Raw genomic sequence first — 19820 nt, forward strand, 5'->3', positions numbered from 1 at the left:
TCGAGGTCAAGCGACGCCTGCGGTATCGCGCCACAAAGGGGGAACTTCCAGGTGCAGCAGGCCGCGTGGCAGTTCGGCATCGCTGCTGTCGCAGCGGACGATGGCGCGGTTGTCCCGGCAACCATCGAGCAGCGAGACCACGCGGCGGCCGACCAGCAGCGAGCTGGGCCACTCGATGCAGGCGTTGGCCGCGTTGGCCGGGGTACACACCGGGCTGCAGACTTCCAGCATCTGCGCGCGCACGCCCAGCGCCTGCGCTTCCTGATGCACCACCTGCGCGTACATGCGCAGCGCGGCGGTAGTGATCGAGGTCTCGCCGTAGCCCGCCCAAGGCTTGGCGCTGGCCGGGCTGCCGATCATCACATAGCGCCGCGCATGCACGTTGTCCTGCAACAACGGCAGCAGGTGGCGCACCGCATGCACATGCGGCATCAGGTCGGCCTGCATGGCCCCGAGCAGCTCCTCGCCGTTGCGGTCGATCACCCGGCCGCGACGGTAGGGCCCGCCCATGGCCGCGATCACCGCGGCCAATGGACGCGGGCGCTGCCCGATGCGTTCGGCCAGGGCGCGTGCCGAGCCGTCATCGCTGAGTGAACCCAGCAGCGTCTCCAGGCCCGGCTCATCGGCGAACTGCTCATGCAGCGCAGCCAGCCGGCCCGGATCGCGACCGACCACCAGCACCGGACTGCCGGCTTCCAGCAAGGCGCCGACCACGCCCTGGCCCACGGCACCGGTACCACCGAGGACCAGAACTTCGGGCGTCAGTATCCCATTCACGGGACATTTCCTCCCAAATCCGGGATAGTCCCGATCCGGCGCAGCCGGTCACCCTTGTGGGGGGCCAAGCGGATGGCGCCGCCACGCTGCTGACGCATGGGCGCGGTAAACTCACGAAAGTCCTTGTTTACCAAGGAACTCGGACGGGCTTCGACGGTCATCGCCAGGTCCAGGGTGCTCTGGCCGGCGTTCCGGAGTCGGGCAAGAATGTTGCGCAGGCTCATGGCGGACGGGCTCCAATTAACGAATGGCGCCACGATAGACCTCAAACCTTTACTTGATTAGTCCTGATTAAGGGGAATAATCATCCCGCTCCCGGTCCAATCGTTCTGTCACGATTGTCCCATCCCCGACGTCCAGGATCCCGACCATGTCCCACGATCTCAACGAGACGCTGATCTTCGTCAAAGTGGTCGAGCAAGGCAGCTTCATTGCCGCTGCCAAATCGCTCGGCCTGCCCAAGACCACGGTCAGCCGCAAAGTGCAGGAGCTGGAAACGCGCCTGGGCGCGCGCCTGCTGCACCGGACCACGCGCCGCCTCGGCCTGACCGAAGCTGGTTCGATCTACCACGAACATTGCCAGCGCATCGCACGCGAGCTTGAAGAGGCCGAAAGCGCGGTGAGCCAGCTGCAGTCCGGCCCGCGCGGCTGGCTGCGCTTCACCGTGCCCTATTCGATCGGCATCACCTGGATCGCCCCGCTGCTGGGCCAGTTCCATGCGCAGTACCCGGAGATCCGCCTGGACATGCACATGGGCAACGAAAAGCTGGACCTGATCGCCGGTGAAGCGGACCTGGCGCTGCGCGTGGGTGCCCTGCCCGATTCCAATCTGGTCGCGCGCAAGCTGGGCAGCCTGCGGACGCAGGTGTTCGCCAGCCCGGCCTACATCGAGCGCTACGGCGAGCCGCTGCATCCGGAAGAACTGCAGTTCCATCGCATCCTTGCGATGCGCAAGCCGTACCACACCGGCAACTCGCCGCGCTTCACCTGGCAGCTGGGCGAGAACGGTGGGGAACTGCGCGACTTCCCGGTTACCCCGCTGATGACCGCCAACGACATGTCTGCGTTGAATGGTGCATTGGTCTGTGGCGAAGGCCTGCTGCTGACCGGCGACGTGATGGCCAAGCCGTTCGTTGAATCGGGCATGGTGCGCCGCGTGCTGGCCGGCTGGACCGGCCCGGAAGTGGACTTCAACGCCGTGTTCGCCGGCGGCCGCCTGGTCTCGCCAAAGGTGCGTGCGTTTGTCGACTTCCTGGTCGAGAAGCTCAACTTCGATGCCAATTACATGCTGGCGCAGTGCCCGGGTGCGAAGCTGGCGCAGCAGCAGAAGGAAAAGGAAGACGCCGCTCTGGAAAGCAGCGGCAAGCGGATCCTGGAGAAGGTGGCCGCTTCGGCGGCGTAGCCGGGGGTATCCACGCATGGCGTGGCTCTACCCGGGCGCGCGATGCCGGTTTCTGTAGCGTCGAGCCACGCTCGACTGCCTCTGGTGAGTCGAGCACGGCTAGACTCCGCATACGCCATCGGCGTGCCGAGCAACGCTCGGCACCCACAAAAATGCCGCCTGCAAGGGCGGCATTTTCGCTCCGGCCGATGGCCGGACCGGCTCAAGCAATAACGCTACGCGTTACTGCTTGAGCGGAATCACCCGAATCTCGACGCGGCGGTTCTTGGCACGGCCGGCGTCGGTGCTGTTGTCGGCAATCGGATACGCCTTGCCGGCGCCCAGCGTTTCGATACGTACGCTCTGCACGCCCTGGCCGATCAGGTACTGGGCGACCGAGTCGGCGCGTTCCTTCGACAGTCGGTTGTTCACAGCGTCGCTGCCGATGCTGTCGGTGTGGCCGACCACTTCGATCATGGTCTGGTTGTACTCACGCAGCGTACCGGCGACGCCGTTGAGCGAGCCGTAGAACTGCGGCTTCAGGGTGGCCTTGCCGAAGTCGAAGGTGATGCCGTCCGGCAGGTTCAGCATGATGTTGTCGCCCTGGCGCTGCACATCGATGCCGGTGTTGGCGGTGCGCTCGCGCAGCGCGCGTTCCTGGCGATCCTGGTACTGGCCGACCGCGGCGCCGCTGAGCGCACCGATACCGGCACCGATCAATGCGTGCTGACGGCGCTCGGTGGCGCTGTCGCCGGTCAACAGGCCGGCAGCCACGCCGATGGCGGTACCGATCAGCGCGTTACGACCAGTGCGGTTCTGCTGCTCGGTCGGATTGCCGTACTGGTCACTCTGCACGTAGGAGCCGCCGGTGGCGCAGGCCGACAGGACGGCCGCACTCATCAGGGCCAGTGCGACGTTGCGGGTGGTGTTGCGGATCATGAGGTTCTCCTTGGTTTCCGGACGGGCCGGCGGCTTGCGGGCGCAGAGAGAATAAACAGCCCGATGCGACGTCGGGATGATGATCCGGTGCGCCGACAGGGCCGCGTTCAGCTAACTGACCGGATCGCTCGGGTCACCCTTTACCCCGCCCCCGACTGGCGGTATGCCGCCAATGCGGCGTCGCGGCCCGCGGCCAGGTCCACCAGCGGCGTACGCGGATAGCCCGGGGCATGCGCCGCCAGCAGCAGCGGATGCTGCCACGGCGCAAACCGGGCCTTCACCGGCAGCGCGGCCAGTTCGGGCACCCAGCGGCTGATGTACCGTGCCTGCGGATCGAATTTCTCGGCCTGAGTCACGGGGTTGAACACCCGGAAGTACGGAGCGGCATCGGCGCCAGTCCCGGCCACCCATTGCCAGCCCATGGTGTTATTGGCCAGGTCGGCGTCGACCAGGGTGTCCCAGAACCAGCGCGCGCCATGCAGCCAGTGCGCGCGCAGGTGCTTGCACAGGTAGCTGGCCACGATCATCCGCACCCGGTTGTGCATGTAGCCGGTGTGCCACAGCTCGCGCAGGCCGGCATCGACGATCGGCACGCCGGTATTGCCGCGCTGCCAGTCGTGCAGCTGCGTGGCACTCGGAGTGGCCCACGGGAAACGGTCGAAACGCGGGTTGAGGTTGTCGGTCGGCGTCTTCGGGAAGTGATGCAGCAGGTGGTAGGCGAAGTCACGCCAGCCCAGCTGGCGCAGGTAGCCGTCGATGTCGGCATCGGTGGCCGCACTGCGCAGCCCTTCCAGGGCTTGCGCGATGCGCCACGGCGCGATCTCGCCGAAGTGCAGATGGGGCGACAACTGCGAGGTCCCGACACGGTCCGGCAGGTCACGCTGCTCGCGATACCCGCGAAGGGCACCGTCTTCAAAGACGGACAGTGCTTCCAGCGCACCGGCTTCACCCGGCTGCCAGTGCTCCCAGAAGCCGGTATCCCAGTCCAGCGTCGGTGCCAGCTGGAGATCATCCAATGCCAGGCTGTCGACCGCGTGCGGCGCCAGTGCTTCCGGTGCAGCCTGCAGTGCCGGCAGGCGCCAATGACTGAGTACATTGCGCCAGTACGGCGTAAATACCTTGTACGGCTGGCCCTGCTGGGTGGCAATGTCCCAGGGTTCGAACAACAGGCTGCCATTGCAGCTCTGCGCGTCGATGCCCTGCTCGCGCAGCGTGCACTTGATGGCCGCGTCGCGGGGCTGGGTGGCCGGTTCGTACTTGCGGTTCCAGTACACCGCCTCGGCGCCCGCCTGCTCGATCAGCAACTGCAGGGCCGGCAGGCTATCGCCGCTGCGCAGCACCAGCGAGGAACCCCGCGCGCGCAGGTCCGCATCCAGCGCGGCCAGTGAACGGTGGCGCCAGGCATCGGAGGCCGCACCCGGCACCCATTCGCCTTCCTCGTGCGGCGCGTGGATGTAGACCGGCACCACATCGTGACCTGCATCCAGCGCGGCCTGCAGGGCCGGATTGTCCTGCAGCCGCAGATCACGGCGGAACCATACCAACGCTACCGACACAGGCACTGCCTTCGTTGTGGAAGGCGCACATGATAGCCAGCGGTAGTGAAGGAGATGCGCGCAGACGCCGTCTGCTAGGCTGCACGGCCGCTACCCGTTGGACTCTGACATGGATGATCTGCACGCCTCATTCGCCCGCTTCGGGCTGCTGCATGCCCAGCACGAGCGTGACTGGCAGGGCCCGTTCCCGCTGCCCCCCGTACTGGCACGTTTTTACGCGCAGGTGGGGCCGCTGGGCGAAGAGATCAATGCCAGGGTTGGCCGCGCCGGCATCACCGTTCCCGGCCTTGATGTCTGGATACCGCCACTGCAACGCCTGTGGAGCCAGCAGGCCGGCTATCGATGGCACGGCGTCAGCGGCGAACGGATCAACGACTGGCCATCGAACTGGCTGGTGATTGCCGATCGCAGCGCCGATCCGTTCATCCTCGACCTGAACGATGGCCGTGTACTGTTCAGCCATCACGGTGCCGGCCTGCTGGATGCCGGCGAGATCACCGCCGATGTGCCGACCCTGATGGCGGCTCTGGCTGCAGCGGGCACGGTATACCTCGATGCCGGCGATGACCTCTACAACGACGATGATGATGGCGGCATCCGCCCTGAACACCACGAGGCAGCAGTACAGGCGGTGGCCCGGGTACTGGGCGACCGCCTGCAGGCCGAATCGTTCATCGAGACGTTGCTGGACTGAATCCACGCATGGCGTGGATCTACTTTTCGAAGCGCTTCATCGCTTCGCTGATCAGTGCCCTCGCCTCGGCGGCGTTGCCCCAACCGTTGAGCTGCACCGGGTTGCGCCCGGCCGGCAGGTCCTTGTAGACCCGGAAGAAGGCCTCGATGCGCTGGCGCTCGACCTCCGGCAGATCCTTCAGATCGCGGATCGTGGCGTAGGTCGGGTCGACCTTGTCGGTCGGTACGCCGATGATCTTTTCGTCGTGCTCGCCGCCATCGATCATCTTCAGGTAACCGATCGGCCGGAAGCGCACGATCACGCCCGGATGCAGGGGTTCACGGGTCAGCACCAGCGCGTCCAGCGGATCGTTGTCGCCAGCCAGCGTGCGCGGCATCGAACCGTAGTTGGCCGGATAGGCGACCGGCATCGACTGGAAGCGATCCACATGCACCAGGCCGTCTTCCTTGATCTCGTACTTGGTGAAGCTGCCGGCAGGAATCTCCACCGCCAGGTGAACTTCATCCGGGGCCTGCTTCGGCTGGTCGGCCAGGAACGGGTGCAGCGCGGTATCGGCAGCGGTCACTGCACTGGCCAGCAACAGCAGTGCCGCACCGATGGCAGCGAGAGGAACGATACGGCGGTGCGTGGTCATCGGCATCTCCTCATTCCCAGCAGCGGTCGGTACGACCCTTGGCGGTCTGTGCGCGCGGGCAGTCGCGTGGCGTAACGCGGCCTTCGGTCAGCTCCGTGCGCTGCTTGCCCCCCTTGGCATCGCGGCGCAACTCGAAGGCATCGTAGAGACGACCGGTCACGGTACGCGCCTCATAGCGCAGGCGCTGCGGATCGATGTTCAACACCTGGAACAGCTGGGTGTCCTCGGCCACCGGATCCATCGTCTTTCGTGCCTCGTCGGAGAGACGGTACTGCTTGGGGCCGGCCACGGTCACCACGTACTGCGGGGTTGCGGCATGCCCTTCGCCACGGCGGCCGTAGGTGTGATCGTGGCCCTGCAACACCAGGTCAACATTGTGGCGGCGCACCACCGGCAGCAGCACGTCACGCAACGCGGCGTTCTCGCGTCCTTCGCGCGGCGAGTAGAACGGCTGGTGCAGCAGCACGATGGTCCACGGCTGCCGATTGCCGCCCAGTACCTTGTCCAGCCACTGTGCCTGTGCCTTGGCGGTGCCCAGGTCGAGTGCCGATGTGCCATCGACCACGGCCACGCGCACGCCCTGCGCATCGAACCAGTAGCTGGTCTGGTGCGCGGCGGTGGCACCATTGCCCGGCAGCGCGAACGTCACCGGCCAGTGGCGGCCCAGCACGCGGCGCTCCTGCGGGGTGTCCTCGAATTCCTCGAAGTACTCGTGGTTGCCGATGGCCGGCGCCACCAGGGTCTCCTGCGCCAGCCAACTGGTCGCAGCGAACCACTCACCCCACTCGCTGTCATCGGCACCATCACCTCCACTGACCAGATCGCCAGCGAACAGGCTCATGCGCGCCTCGGGTGCAGCCTTCTGCGCGGCACGCACCACCCGGCTGACGTGGCTGATGTTCTTGTTCTGGGTATCACCGAAGTACAGCAGGGTCAGCGGCTGGTCGGCGGCGGCCAGCGTACGCAGCTGGTTCCAGGCGCTCCAGCTGCCATTGCCCTGCACGCGGTAGACGTACAGGGTATCCGGCTGCAGGCCATCGATATCTGCTCGATGGTGGTGTGACAGCCCGTTCTCGGTCTGCAGCGCGCGGGTCGTCGCGTGTATCTGGCGGATGCCCTCGATGGCGGGCGAATCCCCGGCGGGGGCAATCTCCAGCAGCGGTGCCTGCACGCTGCCGTCGGTACGCCAGGCCACGGCGAACCCATGGCTGGGATCGGCCGACGGGGAGGCGACGATGCGGTCAGGTACCGTCGTCGCCGCGTAGTGGCGGCTGCCCGCCGGCACCTGGGTATTGGCTTCGGCTGCTGCGAACGACAGCGACGGGAGGGCCAGCAGCAGGCCCAGTGCCAACGTAGGCATCACGCAGTGCCGGCTCATGCACCACACTCCAGCGGTAGCGCCAGCTGCTTGGCGATGCTCTCCCAGTCGAAGGCCACCACGCCTTGGTCGTCGTGCACGGCGTACAGCGCACCATGCGGGAAGCGCGTGCTGGCTTGCTGCATCATCCAGATGCCATCGGTGTTGGCCACGGTATTGCCCTGGAACGCGCCGACCGGCTTCAGCGTGTGCCGGTCGAACAGGTGGAACACGCTGCGCTGCTTGCCCTGTTCGGTGGTGATCCACCAGCCGTCCTTGCCACAGGTGCGCAGGGTCACGCCTTCGGCCTGTGCCTTGAACACGTCGCGGCCGAAGGTGGTGCCGGTGAAGCGGCCCGCCAGGGTGTAGACCTTGAACTCGCTGGCGTAGCTCTCGTCCTCTTCGGCGATCAGCAGGCGGTCGTTCTCGGGATCGCCCCAGATCGACTCGACCACGCGCAGCGCACCGGCCTCGGTGGTGTCACCGATGCTGGCGACAAGCTTCGCGTCGACCTTCGCGCCATTGCGGGACACGTGGTACTGGCGCACGCGCTTGTCCAGCTCGGCCAGCGGCGGCAGGATGTCACGCCCCTGCGCATCCTCGCCGTTGTCCCAGGAGTCGGTGACGTAGACGCTGTAGCCATCGGCACGGCGGTCGACCCACAGCCCGTACGGCTTGCGCAGGTCGTCGGCAGCGAACGTCGCCAGCGGCGTGAAGTCCGGCAGGCTCAGCACCTGCACACGGTGATTGTCGCGCTCCACGATCCACAGCAGGTCGTCGATCACCGCGATACCGTTTGGGCGGTCGAACTGCCCCGGTGCGGTGCCGCTGCTGCCGACGTCACGCAGGTGCTGCCCGGTGCTGCCGTCGTAGACCACCAGCTTGTCGGTGGCCTTGGCGGTGGCGATCAGCCACAGCGCGCCGTCCGGCGCGCGCCAGGCTGCAGGCGAGTCGATGTTGTCGGCCGGGGTCATCGGTGACAGGAAGGCCTCGGCGATGGTGGTCACCACGCGCTCGCCCCCGGCGGCCGGCGCGGCTACTCCCGCAACCGGATCGGTGCCGGTGGCCGGCGTGCAGCCGGCGACCAGCGCGGCTGCCAGCGCGGCGGCCAGGACGGTGAAGCCACGCCCCCTCACAGCGCCACCTTCAGGCCCAGCGCATAGGTGCGGCCGTACTCTTCCATCTGCAGGGTGCGCGAACGGGTGCCCTGGTAAAGCTCCAATGGCTTGTCCAGCAGGTTCTGCGCTTCGAAGTACACGCTCACGCGCGGGGTGAATTTGTAGTCAAGCGAGAAATCGAGCTGGGTGTTGGGTGCCACGTAGATGTCGAACGCGCGGCCCTTGCCGATGCTGTCCAGATACTCGCTGCGGTACACGGCCGCCAGGCGCGTGCTTACACCATACTTTTCATAGCCGATGTGTGCGCTGTAGACATGCTTGGAAGCGCGCGGCAGCGTGAAGTCCTCGCCCGCACGGTCCTTGATGCCGGCATCGAACTCGGTATCCAGCCAGGTGCCACTGGCGCCGACCAGCAGGCCATCCAGGCCGTCCGGCAGGAAGGCCAGCTGCTGCTGCCAGTTGAACTCCGCACCACGCACGGTGGCCTTGCGACCATTGATCGGCTGCGTCACGTCGTATCCGCCGTAGGCCGGATCATTGGTGCGCACGGTCTCCACGATGTAACCGTCGATCGATTTATGGAACAGGCCCAGCGAAACGATGCCGCTGCTGCCGATGTACTTCTCCACCGACAGGTCGATGTTCTTCGACTCGTACGGATCCAGGTCCGGGTTACCCAGGCGCACTTCCTCGTCACCACGGCTGTAACCCACGCGCGGCGAGACGTCGCCGAAGGACGGACGCGATACGGTCTTGTTGGCCGAGGCGCGCAGCACCCAGTCATCAGCCGCATCATAGCGCAGGTGCAGGCCCGGCAGCACGTTGGTGTAGCTGCTGTTGGCCACGCGCGGGGTGACGGTGAAGCTGCGGCCGTTGGCGGCCACGTCCACCTGGTTGCCGATCGCCTTGAACTGCGTGTTTTCCACGCGAATACCGCCGATGATGCGCAGTGCGCCCACGTCCCAGGTACCCATGGCATAGCTGGCGAAGATGTCCTCGCTTGCCACGTAATCCTCTTCCAGCGACGTCATCGCATTGCCACCGGCGTCCTGCGGGCGGGCGCTGTACTGGCCGCCGTTGGCCGCCCAATAGGCACGCATCGCGGGCGAATCCATGCCGTCACCGATATCGCCGTGGCGGTGTTCCGGCGAGGTGGTGGTCCAGCTCGACAGCGCCACCTCCGGGCCGACACGCAGTTCGCGCTCGTCCACATTCACGTCGCGGTCGCGCCAGCGGCCCAGCAGGCCGAACTTGATGCTGCTGCTGTCGCCGTCGAAGCGCACGTTGACCTGCGCGCTGTGTTCCTTGTCTTTCACCTGCTTCGGCGAGATCACGAAACGATCGAACGCGTAGTTGGCATTGTCCAGCCACTGCGGATTGTCGAAGCTATAGCTGGGCAGGCGGCTGCGCTGATCCAGCGTGCCGTTGAAGGCCTTTCCGTTGAGCTTGAAGCGCGCCTCCATCTCGTCATTTACCCGCTCTTCGGTACGGGTGTAGCCGATCCGGTAATCGACCACGGCATTGGTCAACTTGTTCTCGCCGCCCAAGCTGGCCGCGAAGGTGTTTTCCTTCTTGGTGCGATAGCGCATGCGCTTGTCGATGGAATCCTTCGGCATGCCGTCCAGGCGGTACTGGTCGGTGCCGGTCTTGACCATCTTCGCGTCATCGAAGTTGAAGATCACGCGCTGACGGGTCTCCGCATCATCGAACTGACTGTACAGCGTGCGCAGGTAGTACTTGCTGTTTTCGCTCGGTCGCCAGTCGAGGTTGAGGTTGGCGCCGATGCGCTTGCGCTCGATCTCGTACTTGCGGTGCTGCAGGTTGATCGCGGTGACGTCGCCAGGTGCGGCGTCATCCTCGCCGTCGTACTCCACTTCGGTGTTGTCCGACTCGAACTTCCGCTTCTGGTAGTTCACGCCCAGGGCCACGCCGAAGGTGTCGTTGAACACTTCGCTGTAGTTGAAGGCGGCCTTGGGGCTGGTCTCGCCGGACAACTGCTGGTGGCTGCCTTCGATCTTGCCACGCAGGCTGCGACCGTCGCGGTCAAAGGCCGAGGCCGATTCCACCAGCACTGCGCCACCGATGGCGTCGCCGGGCATGTCCGGGGTCGGCGACTTGACCACGCGCAGGCGCTCGGTGGAGTCGGACGGGATAACGTCCAGTGGCGCGGCGCGGCTGGAATCTTCCGGCGTGCCGACGGCGATGCCATCCACGCTGACGCTGTTGAGATTGGCATCCAGACCGCGGATGACCACGAAGCGGCCCTCGCCCTGGTCGCGGGTCACGCTGATGCCCGGCAGGCGCTGCAGCGACTCGGCCACGTTCTTGTCCGGGTACTGGCCCAGTGCGTCGGAGGACACTGCATCCTCGATGGCGTCGCTGCTGCGCTTGAGATCGACTGCGCGGATCTGCGACTCGAGCTGGGCGCGTACTTCGATGCGGTCCAGGTCGACCGCGTCGGCGGCCACGGCGCCGGTGGCGGCTACCGCCTGCTGCCCGGCCGCCTGCAGCGGTGCTGCGGCCCCCATTGCCAGGGTCAGGGTGATGGCAACGGCCAACGGAGTCTTGATATGCACTGGGAATCCCCATTCCTGTTAAGAATGGGTCTGCACGATATGTCCGCAAGGTTGCATGGCCATGACATGCACCTGCACATTTCCGGTCACGCCGCTCCGGGGCCGGTTTGGGATTCGACACGCCAATCCGGCAAAATGGCCTCCTCTCTCTCCTTTCCCCCTTCCCGACCATGAAGATCGTCGAAGTGCGCCACCCGCTGGTGCAGCACAAGATCGGCCTGATGCGCAATGCCGCGCTCAGTACCAAGGATTTCCGCGAACTGGCCAACGAGCTGGGTACCCTGCTGGCCTACGAGGCCACCGCCGACCTGGACACCGAGCCGCACACCCTGCCCGGCTGGGCCGGTCCGGTGACGGTTCAGCGCATTGCCGGCGCCAAGATCACCGTGGTGCCGATCCTGCGTGCCGGCCTGGGCATGCTCAGCGGCGTGCTGTCGCTGATCCCGGCCGCACGTGTCAGCGTGGTGGGCCTGCAGCGCGATGAGGAAACCCTGCAGCCGGTGCCCTACTTCGAGCGCCTGACCGGCCGCCTGGAAGAGCGCGACGCACTGATCCTCGACCCGATGCTGGCCACCGGCGGCACGCTGATCGCCACCATCGACATGCTCAAGCGCGCCGGCGCCCGTCGCATCAAGGGCATCTTCCTGGTGGCCGCGCCGGAAGGCATCGAAGCAGTGAAGGCCGTGCACCCGGACGTGGAGATCTACACCGCGGCCATCGATGCCCAGCTCAACGACAAGGGCTACATCCTGCCGGGCCTGGGCGACGCCGGCGACCGCATCTTCGGAACCCGCGTCGGGTAATCCCGGTGAACGGGTCGGATCCCTCTCCGCAGGAGAGGGCTCTGACCCGCCAACCACTCGCGGGCGCGCTTCGCCGCGGCACGTGAACGCCCGTGGACGCGGGCGTGGCCGACGCGTGGTTCTTCACGTGGCCTTACCGGTCGGAAGCGAATGCTCCGCGCACCCGCCACCGCTTGGAGCATTCCGATGAAAGCCGCTTTCCTGCTGGCCGCCGTCCTGCTGGTTGGCCTGCCCCTCGCTGCCAACGCCACCACCCCGCAGCAGCAGCGCATGGCCGAATGTTCGGCCAAGAACAAGGGCTTGAAGGGGGATGCCTACAAGACCGCGCAGAGTTCCTGCCTCAGCGGCCACGCCGCCGAAACCAAGGCGGTCAATCCACAGCAGGAACGCATGCGCAAGTGCAATGCCGACGCGGGTGCGAAGAAGCTGGCAGGCGATGCGCGCAAGACCTTCATGAGCAGCTGCCTGAAGGCGTCGTAACGAGAGTGATGTAGAGCCGAGCCCACGCTCGGCTCTGCCGTTACCCCAGGGCGCGCGCCTTCAGCTCGCCCTGTTCGTGCAGGGTCACGAAACGTCCCTTGTCATCACGGCCCAGCTGCGCCAGCGCCACCTGCGGGTCGTGGGTGAAGAACAGCCGCACGTTGCGCGCCAGCTTGTCTTCAAGGAACTGCCGCTTCTCGTCGATCAGCAGCTCGGCGTTGCGGTCGTAGCCCATGGTGATCGGCACGTGTACCCATGAGCGCCCCGGGATCAGGTCGGCACAGAACACCACGCCACCGTGCGCATCTTCACCGGCATGCGCATGACCAACGATCTCGGCCAGCATCAGCCCCGGCGTATGCCCGTCGCTGTAGCTGAAGCGCACGCTGCGGCCAAGTGCCTTCGAGTACTCCCCCTCCACCACTTCCAGGCGGCCACTGGCCTGCAGCAGGCCGGGCAGCTCAGGAATGAAACTGGCCCGATCGCGCGGGTGTGGCTGCACGGCGCGCTGCCAGTGCTGCGCACCGACCACATAGGTTGCGTTGGGGAACAGCAGCTCGGGCTCGCGCCCTTCGCTCCATGCGGCAAGCAGACCACCGGCATGATCGAAATGCAGGTGGCTGAGCACCACCACGTCGATGTCCTCGTGCTCGAAACCTGCTTCGCGCAGTGAATCGATCAGCACGTGCTGGCTTTCCTGCACGCCGTAGCGCTCGCGCATGCGCGGATCGAAGAACGCCCCGATACCGGTTTCAAACAGCACGGTCTTGCCTTCCAGCGGACTGGCAAGCAGCGCACGGCAGGCCAGCTCGATGCGATTGAGCTCGTCCGGAGCCGCCCATTTTTCCCACAACGCGCGCGGCGCGTTGCCGAACATCGCGCCGCCATCAAGGCGTTGCGAGTTTCCACGAATAGACCAGAGTTTCATGTGTCGATTATCGGCGCCGGACCGTTAAATAATCGCTAGAAAGCAAACGGAAAACCCCGCCGGCGAAGACGGGGTTTCGATATCCGCCGAAGTGCCGGCCAGTGGCCGGCACTCCCACGTCAATGGGCCGGCACGACCTGAGCACTGCCCACCGGATTGCGCGGGTCGCTGCCGCCGAACAGTCGGTTCGCCTTGCGGTCCCATTCCACGGTCTGCAGGTTGCCCCACACGTGGCTGGAACCGCGGCCGCCTGCGGCGACATTGCCCGGCAGGTCGATCTTGTGGCCCATCGCCTGCAGCTGCTTCACCGTCGCCGCGTCGAATGCATCGTCCTCAGCTTCGATCAGGTCCGGCAGCCACTGGTGGTGATAGCGCGGCAGCGCAGCAACCTGCTGCGCGTCCAGGCCGGCGTCGTAGCCGAGGATGCCCAGCAGCACCATGGTGATGATGCGGCTGCCACCCGGGGTGCCCAGCACGATCACCTTGTCGCTGTTTTCCATGAAGGTCGGCGTCATCGAGCTGAGCATGCGCTTGCCCGGCTTCGGCGCATTGGCCTCGTAGCCCATCACGCCGAATGCATTGGGCGTGCCTGGTTTCAGCGCGAAGTCGTCCATCTCGTTGTTCAGCAGCACGCCGGTGCCCTTCGGAATCAGGCCCGAGCCGTACAGCAGGTTGACGGTCTGGGTGGCGCCGACGCGGTTGCCGTCACGGTCGATGATCGAGAAGTGCGTGGTTTCGTCATCTTCCAGTGGCGTCGGGTTGCCCGACAGCAGGTCGCTGGGCGTGGCCTTCTCCGGATGGATGGTCGCGCGCAGGCCCTGCGCGTAGTCCTTGCTGGTCAGCACCTTCTGCGGGATCTGCACGAAGTCCGGATCGCCGAGGAAGAAGGTACGGTCGCGGTAGGCACGGCGCATCGATTCCACCACCAGGTGGGTGCGGTGCGCCGGGTCCATCTTCCTGATGTCCCAGCCTTCCAGGATCTGCAGCATGCTGGCCAGCGCGATGCCTCCGGATGACGGCGGCGGCGCGGTGGTGATCTTCCAGCCGTTGTAGTTGAACACGATCGGTTCGCGCTGCTTCACGCGATAACCGGCCAGCTCTTCAGCGGTCCAGTTGCCGCCGGCCTGCTTCACGCCGGCCAGCAACAGCTTTCCGGTCTGGCCCTTGTAGAAGCCATCGAAGCCACCCGCAGCCAGCCGCTCCAGCGTCTGCGCCAGTTCCGGCTGCTTGAACAGGTCTCCGGTAGCGATCGGCGTACCGTTACGCAGGTAGACCTCGCGCGTGCCGGGATAGCGCTCCATCACTTCACGGCGCGAGGCGTAGCCCTTGGCCATGCGCTCGTACACCGGGAAGCCTTCGCGTGCGATGCGGATGGCCGGCTGCAGCGAGGCCGACAACGGCAGCCTGCCGTGCCTGGCCGACAGTTCGACCAGCGCTGCAGGCAGGCCCGGGATGCCGGCCGACCAGGCGCCGTTGACCGAGCGGTCACGGTCCAGGTTGCCCTGCTTGTCGAGGAAGGCCTGCGGGGTCGCGGCGGCCGGCGCGGTCTCGCGCGCGTCCAGCATCACGTCCTTTCCGGTGGCCGCATCGTGCAGCAGGAAGAAGCCGCCACCGCCCAGACCGGAACTGATCGGCTCGACCACCGCCAGCGTGGACGACACCGCCACTGCTGCGTCGAAGGCGTTGCCGCCCTGGGCCAGGATGTCGATACCGGCCTGGGTGGCCAGCGCATGGCCGCTGGCAATGGCGGCGCCATCAGGGCGCTCGGCACGGACCGGGCTGCCGGCCCAGGCAATCGGGCTCAGCAGCAGGCCGAGCAGCAACAGGGGGCGAACGATCAGCGTCTTCATTCGGATGGGGGCTCCGCGTAGAGTTCGGGGTGATCGTGCTGCAGCTGGCGCAGCTTGGCCAGCAGCTGGTCTTCCGTTTCCACGATCTCCGGGTCCGGGTCGATGCACTCGACCGGGCAGACGACCACGCACTGTGGCTCGTCAAAATGACCGACGCATTCGGTACAGCGCGCAGGGTCGATCACGTAGATGGTTTCACCCATCGAAATGGCCTGGTTCGGGCAGGCCGGCTCGCAGACGTCGCAGTTGACGCAGAGCTCGTTGATTTTCAGCGACATGGCGATACTCCTCGCCCGCGCCTTGGGACAAAGGACCGGCCAGCGCGGGCGCGCGGGCCGGTCAGGTCATCAGCGGCACCCTTGCGGGGTGCCGCCCGGGCCATGCCGGAGCACGGCCGCCATGGCTCGGTATTACTTGGCTTCGACGAAAATGTACTCGGCGCCGGTCGGCTGGACCGCCGCCTGCACGCGGGCGTTGTCGGCCGACTGGCCGATGAAGACGACGCGCACGCCCTTCATCGAATCCGGCGCCACGTCCTTGAACACAGCCTGGATCATGTCAGCCATCTTGCCCGAGGCCGACGAACCGAAGGCCAGCATGTTGCCCGGCTGCACGCCACGGGCCACCGCCTGGGTCGCGCTCTCGGTCTGGCGCTCGTACTTGGCCTGGAAGTCCGGGTCCGATTCCGGCGAGAGGTAGTACAGGAACGGGCTGTTGCTGATGTTGCCCATGTTCTGGATGGCCACTTCCTGCAGGTACTTCTTCCAGCCGGCATCGTCATCCTTGGACGGCGCGACCAGGGCCTGCTTGGCCTCGTCGACAGGAGCGGCCTCTTCCTTCTTGCAGGCGGTGAAGGCCAGGGCCAACGAAGCGATCAGCATCGCGCGCATGGTGGTGTTCATGGGTTTCCTCCCGGAATGGTGCGTGGTGGTGTACGTAATGGGGTGCGGGTACAGCGGGGCTTACGACTGTGCCGCCTTCGCTTCGCGGACCTTGCGCAGGGCTTCGAGCACCGCGGCCGGCACGAAGCCGGACACGTCGCCACCCAGGCGGGCGATCTCGCGGACCAGCGAGGACGAAATGAAGCTGTGCTGCTCGGCCGGGGTCAGGAACAGGGTCTCGACCTCGGGGATCAGGTGGCGGTTCATGCTGGCCATCTGGAATTCGTATTCGAAGTCGGACACCGCGCGCAGGCCGCGCAGCAGCACCCCGCCCTGCACCGAACGTACGAAATGCGCCAGCAGGGTATCGAAGCCGATGACCTCGACATTGCCGTGATGGGCCAGGGCGCCGCGTGCCAGCTGCACGCGCTGCTCCAGCGGCAGCGCCGGGCCCTTGGACGGGCTCTGCGCCACGCCGACCACGACTTTTTCGAACAGCGGCGCGGCCCGGCTGACCAGGTCGATATGACCGTTGGTGATCGGATCGAATGTGCCGGGATACACGGCAATGCGGCGGTTGGCCACGGTCATGGGCGGGTGCAGATGTTCAGATGAGGTCAAAGTGTAGCAGTGGCGCGGCGGTACAGGGCAAAGCGCACCTCGCGGGTGCCGCCCTCGCGGTGCAGCAGCCAGTCCGGCGGCAGCACCGGCACGTGGCCGGCCGGCGATTCCAGGTACAGCCAGGCATCGGCGGCCAGGTGCCGCGGCAGCTGGGCCAGCACGTCCTGCCACAGGCCATCGGCGAACGGCGGGTCGATGAAGACCAGATCGGCCTGCTGCGCCTGCGCCCCTTGCAGCCAGCGCAGGGCATCGGCCTGCACTACGGTGATCTGGTCGCTGGCCTGCAGCCTGGTCACGGCGGCGGCCAGGTTGCGCCCCAGCTGAGCATCACGCTCGACCAGGGTGGCGTGAGCAGCGCCGCGCGAGACCGCCTCCAGGCCCAACGCGCCACTGCCGGCGAACAGGTCCAGCACCCGCGCGCCGCCCAGTCTGGGCATCAACCAGTTGAAAAGGGTCTCGCGCACGCGGTCGCTGCTGGGCCGAAGCCCTGGCAGGGTCGGCACCGGCAGGCGGGTATTGCGCCAGCGCCCGCCGATGATGCGGACCTGACCGTCATTGCCCCCACGGCCGCTCACCGGCGCCCCCGGCGGGAGGTATTCAAGAATTTCAGCATGAGTGGGATTGTAGTTCGGCCGGCCCGCGGCCGGCACCCGCAGAGGCCGAAGCGACAGCCAGAGCAACGGCAAAAGCTGGTTCCCTGGGGGTAGGCGGGGTAGGTCAGGCTGTGGGGGACGCCGTAAACCCGTCCATGGGGGCTTGGCTGCGGCATCCATGCCGCGGACACCCCCACAACCTGACCCACCCCGCCTTCGACAGTTTCCTGCGAGCTGTCGGAACGACTCTTGGGGTCAGATCCGTTTTCCTGCGGAAAACGGATCTGACCCAAGTTTTATTTCGATATCTGACAGATGTGTCGACCAAGGTCGACACCTACCAACAGCCGCGTGAACCTGTCAGAGGCGGGGCACTGTGGGTTCGCGGGGTGTGAGCCGCATGGATGCGGCGACCAAGGCTACATGGACGTACTTGCGCCGTCCCCGCGAACCCACAGTGCCCCGCCATCCCACGGAATGCCGCTCTGGCTCTGGCTTTGGCAGTTGCAGTTGCACTGGGCGGGTGCCGGGCGCAGCCCGGCCGACCAACCCCTTGATTTCGGGACAATCAGCCATACCCCTTGGCGAGGCCGCACGCGCTGGCGCGGCATTGCACATGGAGCCCTATCGATGACCGACACCATCCAGACCGAAACCCTTGGCTTCCAGACCGAAGTCAAGCAGCTGCTGCAGCTGATGATCCACTCGCTGTACTCCAACAAGGAAATCTTCCTCCGCGAGCTGGTCTCCAACGCCGCCGACGCCGCCGACAAGCTGCGCTTCGAGGCCCTGACCCAGCCGGCGCTGCTGGAAGGCGACAGCGAACTGCGCGTGCGCGTCAGCTTCGATCCCTCCGCCCACACCATCACCATCGACGACAACGGCATTGGCATGAGCCGCGCCGAAGCCATCGCCCACCTGGGCACGATTGCCAAGTCCGGCACCGGCGACTTCCTGCGCCAGCTGTCCGGCGACCAGAAGAAGGATTCGCAGCTGATCGGCCAGTTCGGCGTCGGCTTCTACAGCGCCTTCATCGTTGCCGACGAAGTGGAAGTGACCTCGCGCCGCGCCGGCCTGGCCGCAGGCGAAGGCGTGCGCTGGACCTCGCGCGGCGAAGGCGATTTCCAAGTGGCCACCGTCGACAAGGCCGAGCGCGGTACCCGCATCGTGCTGCACCTCAAGGACGGCGAGCACGGCTTCGCCGATGGCTGGCGCCTGCGCAGCATCCTCAAGAAGTACTCGGACCATATCGGCCTGCCGATCCAGATGCCGAAGGAAGGTGGCGAAGAAGGCGCCGCGGCCGAATGGGAAACCGTCAACCGTGCCAGCGCGCTGTGGACCCGTCCGCGCACCGAGATCAGCGACGCCGAGTACACCGAGTTCTACAAGCACGTTGCACACGATCACAGCGATCCGCTGGCGTGGAGCCACAACAAGGTCGAAGGCAAGCTGGAGTACACCTCGCTGCTGTACGTGCCTGGCCGCGCGCCGTTCGACCTGTATCACCGTGATGCGCCCAAGGGCCTGAAGCTGTATGTGCAGCGCGTGTTCGTGATGGACCAGGCCGAGCAGTTCCTGCCGCTGTACCTGCGCTTCATCAAGGGCGTGGTCGATTCCAACGACCTTTCGCTGAACGTCTCGCGCGAGATCCTGCAGTCCGGCCCGGTCATCGATTCGATGAAGGCCGCGCTGACCAAGCGTTCGCTGGACATGCTGGAAAAGCTGGCCACCGACAAGCCGGAGCAGTACGCCACGTTCTGGAAGGAATTCGGCCAGGTGCTGAAGGAAGGCCCGGCCGAGGACTACAACAATCGTGAGAAGGTGGCCGGGCTGCTGCGCTTCGCCTCCACTCGTGGCGACGGCGATGCACAGACTGTGTCGCTGGCCGATTACCTCGGCCGCATGAGCGAAGGCCAGGACAAGATCTACTACCTCACCGGCGAGAGCTACAGCCAGGTGCGCAACAGTCCGCACCTGGAAGTGTTTCGCAAGAAGGGCGTGGAAGTGCTGCTGCTGACCGACCGCATCGACGAGTGGCTGATGGGCTACCTGACCGATTTCGACGGCAAGGGCTTCGTCGACATCGCCCGCGGCGACCTCGACCTGGGCGCGCTGGAAACCGAAGCGGACAAGCAGGAACAGGAAGCGGCGGCCAAGGACAAGCAGGGCCTGGTCGAGCGCCTGAAGACGGTACTGGGCGATGACGTGGCCGACGTGCGCGTCTCGCACCGCCTGACCGATTCGCCGGCGGTGCTGGCCATCGGCGAGCAGGACCTGGGCCTGCAGATGCGCCAGATCCTCGAAGCCAGCGGGCAGAAGGTGCCGGACAGCAAGCCGGTGCTGGAGATCAATCCGGGCCATCCGCTGATCGCCAAGCTGGATGCAGAAGCCGACGGCGCACGCTTCGATGATCTCGGCCGGGTACTGTTCGACCAGGCCGCACTGGCCGCCGGTGACAGCCTGAAGGACCCCGGCGCCTATGTGGCGCGCCTGAACAAGCTGCTGCTGGAGTTGTCGGCCTGATCGAGGCGGTGGTCGCCGGGCATGGCCCGGCGATGCTCTGGTTGGTGCCAACCTTGGTTGGCACTGCAGCAGAGGCCAACCTTGGTTGGCGCCCCAAAAGCGTGCCAAC

At 66.1% G+C, this 19820-nt stretch carries 19 protein-coding genes; 5 read left to right on the forward strand and 14 right to left on the reverse strand.

Annotated elements, in window-relative coordinates; translation table 11 throughout:
- Positions 1-6: 6 nt before the first annotated feature.
- Positions 7-777 carry an SDR family NAD(P)-dependent oxidoreductase gene (locus AC5P7R_RS18550; protein WP_019661222.1) on the reverse strand — a complete coding sequence of 257 codons (771 nt, stop codon included), beginning with the start codon at positions 775-777 and terminating at the stop codon, positions 7-9.
- Positions 774-1001: a hypothetical protein gene (locus AC5P7R_RS18555; RefSeq protein WP_021203974.1), complete on the reverse strand. Its 228-nt coding sequence runs from the start codon at positions 999-1001 to the stop codon at positions 774-776. Before AC5P7R_RS18555 ends, AC5P7R_RS18550 begins: the two co-directional genes overlap by 4 nt.
- Before the next feature lie 146 nt (positions 1002-1147).
- Between AC5P7R_RS18555 and AC5P7R_RS18560 the strand changes: the two genes are divergently transcribed.
- Complete coding sequence (locus tag AC5P7R_RS18560; RefSeq protein WP_005409107.1) at positions 1148-2179, forward strand: LysR family transcriptional regulator; 1032 nt, start codon at positions 1148-1150, stop codon at positions 2177-2179.
- Between the two features lie 222 nt (positions 2180-2401).
- Here the strand turns inward: AC5P7R_RS18560 and AC5P7R_RS18565 are convergent, their stop codons facing one another.
- Together AC5P7R_RS18565 and AC5P7R_RS18570 are read right to left on the reverse strand one after the other, a co-directional pair.
- Positions 2402-3097: a YiaD family glycine zipper/OmpA-like lipoprotein gene (locus AC5P7R_RS18565; RefSeq protein WP_005416156.1), complete on the reverse strand. Its 696-nt coding sequence runs from the start codon at positions 3095-3097 to the stop codon at positions 2402-2404.
- A gap of 140 nt (positions 3098-3237) precedes the next feature.
- On the reverse strand, positions 3238-4653 hold the full coding sequence (locus AC5P7R_RS18570; protein ID WP_459390246.1) for a cryptochrome/photolyase family protein: 1416 nt from the start codon (positions 4651-4653) through the stop codon (positions 3238-3240).
- 109 nt (positions 4654-4762) lie between these two features.
- On the opposite strand from AC5P7R_RS18570, the gene AC5P7R_RS18575 reads away from it, so the two are divergent.
- Complete coding sequence (locus AC5P7R_RS18575) at positions 4763-5347, forward strand: hypothetical protein (protein WP_478405755.1); 585 nt, start codon at positions 4763-4765, stop codon at positions 5345-5347.
- Positions 5348-5366: 19 nt separating this feature from the next.
- Here AC5P7R_RS18575 and AC5P7R_RS18580 read toward each other — a convergent pair whose 3' ends face one another.
- The 4 genes from AC5P7R_RS18580 to AC5P7R_RS18595 are packed head-to-tail and all read right to left on the reverse strand — an operon-like array spanning position 5367 to position 10984.
- Positions 5367-5981 (reverse strand): inorganic diphosphatase, encoded by a 615-nt coding sequence (locus tag AC5P7R_RS18580; protein WP_478436405.1) that lies wholly within the window; start codon positions 5979-5981, stop codon positions 5367-5369.
- A 10-nt stretch (positions 5982-5991) separates the two neighbouring features.
- Complete coding sequence (locus tag AC5P7R_RS18585) at positions 5992-7341, reverse strand: purple acid phosphatase family protein (RefSeq protein ID WP_346484094.1); 1350 nt, start codon at positions 7339-7341, stop codon at positions 5992-5994.
- A gap of 14 nt (positions 7342-7355) precedes the next feature.
- Positions 7356-8474 (reverse strand): phytase, encoded by a 1119-nt coding sequence (locus tag AC5P7R_RS18590; RefSeq protein WP_495214134.1) that lies wholly within the window; start codon positions 8472-8474, stop codon positions 7356-7358.
- On the reverse strand, positions 8471-10984 hold the full coding sequence (locus tag AC5P7R_RS18595; protein WP_495214138.1) for a TonB-dependent receptor: 2514 nt from the start codon (positions 10982-10984) through the stop codon (positions 8471-8473). The genes AC5P7R_RS18590 and AC5P7R_RS18595 overlap by 4 nt, the downstream gene beginning before the upstream one ends.
- 218 nt (positions 10985-11202) lie before the next feature.
- Between AC5P7R_RS18595 and upp the strand changes: the two genes are divergently transcribed.
- The gene (gene upp, locus AC5P7R_RS18600) at positions 11203-11835 is read left to right on the forward strand and encodes a uracil phosphoribosyltransferase (protein ID WP_005409099.1); all 633 of its coding nucleotides are present in this window, start codon (positions 11203-11205) and stop codon (positions 11833-11835) included.
- Between the two features lie 186 nt (positions 11836-12021).
- Entirely contained in the window at positions 12022-12315 is a 294-nt protein-coding gene (locus AC5P7R_RS18605) for a PsiF family protein (RefSeq protein WP_019661214.1), read from the forward strand.
- A 40-nt stretch (positions 12316-12355) separates the two neighbouring features.
- Here AC5P7R_RS18605 and AC5P7R_RS18610 read toward each other — a convergent pair whose 3' ends face one another.
- The 6 genes from AC5P7R_RS18610 to rsmD form a co-directional block, all read right to left on the reverse strand.
- Positions 12356-13243, reverse strand: a complete 888-nt coding sequence (locus AC5P7R_RS18610; protein WP_019661213.1) for an MBL fold metallo-hydrolase — start codon at positions 13241-13243, stop codon at positions 12356-12358.
- Between the two features lie 119 nt (positions 13244-13362).
- Entirely contained in the window at positions 13363-15093 is a 1731-nt protein-coding gene (gene ggt, locus AC5P7R_RS18615; RefSeq protein ID WP_155029341.1) for a gamma-glutamyltransferase, read from the reverse strand.
- Entirely contained in the window at positions 15090-15371 is a 282-nt protein-coding gene (locus AC5P7R_RS18620) for a YfhL family 4Fe-4S dicluster ferredoxin (RefSeq protein WP_010484376.1), read from the reverse strand. Before AC5P7R_RS18620 ends, ggt begins: the two co-directional genes overlap by 4 nt.
- Positions 15372-15503: 132 nt before the next feature.
- A complete protein-coding gene (locus tag AC5P7R_RS18625) occupies positions 15504-15995 on the reverse strand; it encodes a hypothetical protein (protein ID WP_010484374.1) in 492 nt (163 codons plus the stop codon).
- A gap of 60 nt (positions 15996-16055) precedes the next feature.
- Entirely contained in the window at positions 16056-16565 is a 510-nt protein-coding gene (gene coaD / locus AC5P7R_RS18630) for a pantetheine-phosphate adenylyltransferase (protein WP_005416145.1), read from the reverse strand.
- A gap of 26 nt (positions 16566-16591) precedes the next feature.
- The gene (gene rsmD, locus AC5P7R_RS18635; RefSeq protein ID WP_021203984.1) at positions 16592-17170 is read right to left on the reverse strand and encodes a 16S rRNA (guanine(966)-N(2))-methyltransferase RsmD; all 579 of its coding nucleotides are present in this window, start codon (positions 17168-17170) and stop codon (positions 16592-16594) included.
- A gap of 648 nt (positions 17171-17818) precedes the next feature.
- Here rsmD and htpG point away from each other — a divergent pair.
- Entirely contained in the window at positions 17819-19711 is a 1893-nt protein-coding gene (gene htpG / locus AC5P7R_RS18640) for a molecular chaperone HtpG (protein WP_058980285.1), read from the forward strand.
- Positions 19712-19820 lie beyond the last annotated feature (109 nt).

The sequence above is a fragment of the Stenotrophomonas sp. YJH_SMC_27 genome, from assembly GCF_059369815.1.

Bases quoted from the DNA above. Each gene is read 5' to 3' on its own strand.
- AC5P7R_RS18565 (WP_005416156.1), bottom strand. From the start codon at position 3,097: ATGATCCGCAACACCACCCGCAACGTCGCACTGGCCCTGATGAGTGCG.
- AC5P7R_RS18620 (WP_010484376.1), bottom strand. From the start codon at position 15,371: ATGTCGCTGAAAATCAACGAGCTCTGCGTCAACTGCGACGTCTGCGAG.
- AC5P7R_RS18575 (WP_478405755.1), top strand. From the start codon at position 4,763: ATGGATGATCTGCACGCCTCATTCGCCCGCTTCGGGCTGCTGCATGCC.
- AC5P7R_RS18560 (WP_005409107.1), top strand. From the start codon at position 1,148: ATGTCCCACGATCTCAACGAGACGCTGATCTTCGTCAAAGTGGTCGAG.
- AC5P7R_RS18580 (WP_478436405.1), bottom strand. From the start codon at position 5,981: ATGACCACGCACCGCCGTATCGTTCCTCTCGCTGCCATCGGTGCGGCA.
- ggt (WP_155029341.1), bottom strand. From the start codon at position 15,093: ATGAAGACGCTGATCGTTCGCCCCCTGTTGCTGCTCGGCCTGCTGCTG.
- AC5P7R_RS18555 (WP_021203974.1), bottom strand. From the start codon at position 1,001: ATGAGCCTGCGCAACATTCTTGCCCGACTCCGGAACGCCGGCCAGAGC.
- AC5P7R_RS18595 (WP_495214138.1), bottom strand. From the start codon at position 10,984: ATGGGGGCCGCAGCACCGCTGCAGGCGGCCGGGCAGCAGGCGGTAGCC.
- AC5P7R_RS18625 (WP_010484374.1), bottom strand. From the start codon at position 15,995: ATGAACACCACCATGCGCGCGATGCTGATCGCTTCGTTGGCCCTGGCC.
- upp (WP_005409099.1), top strand. From the start codon at position 11,203: ATGAAGATCGTCGAAGTGCGCCACCCGCTGGTGCAGCACAAGATCGGC.
- coaD (WP_005416145.1), bottom strand. From the start codon at position 16,565: ATGACCGTGGCCAACCGCCGCATTGCCGTGTATCCCGGCACATTCGAT.
- htpG (WP_058980285.1), top strand. From the start codon at position 17,819: ATGACCGACACCATCCAGACCGAAACCCTTGGCTTCCAGACCGAAGTC.
- AC5P7R_RS18605 (WP_019661214.1), top strand. From the start codon at position 12,022: ATGAAAGCCGCTTTCCTGCTGGCCGCCGTCCTGCTGGTTGGCCTGCCC.
- AC5P7R_RS18585 (WP_346484094.1), bottom strand. From the start codon at position 7,341: ATGCCTACGTTGGCACTGGGCCTGCTGCTGGCCCTCCCGTCGCTGTCG.
- AC5P7R_RS18610 (WP_019661213.1), bottom strand. From the start codon at position 13,243: ATGAAACTCTGGTCTATTCGTGGAAACTCGCAACGCCTTGATGGCGGC.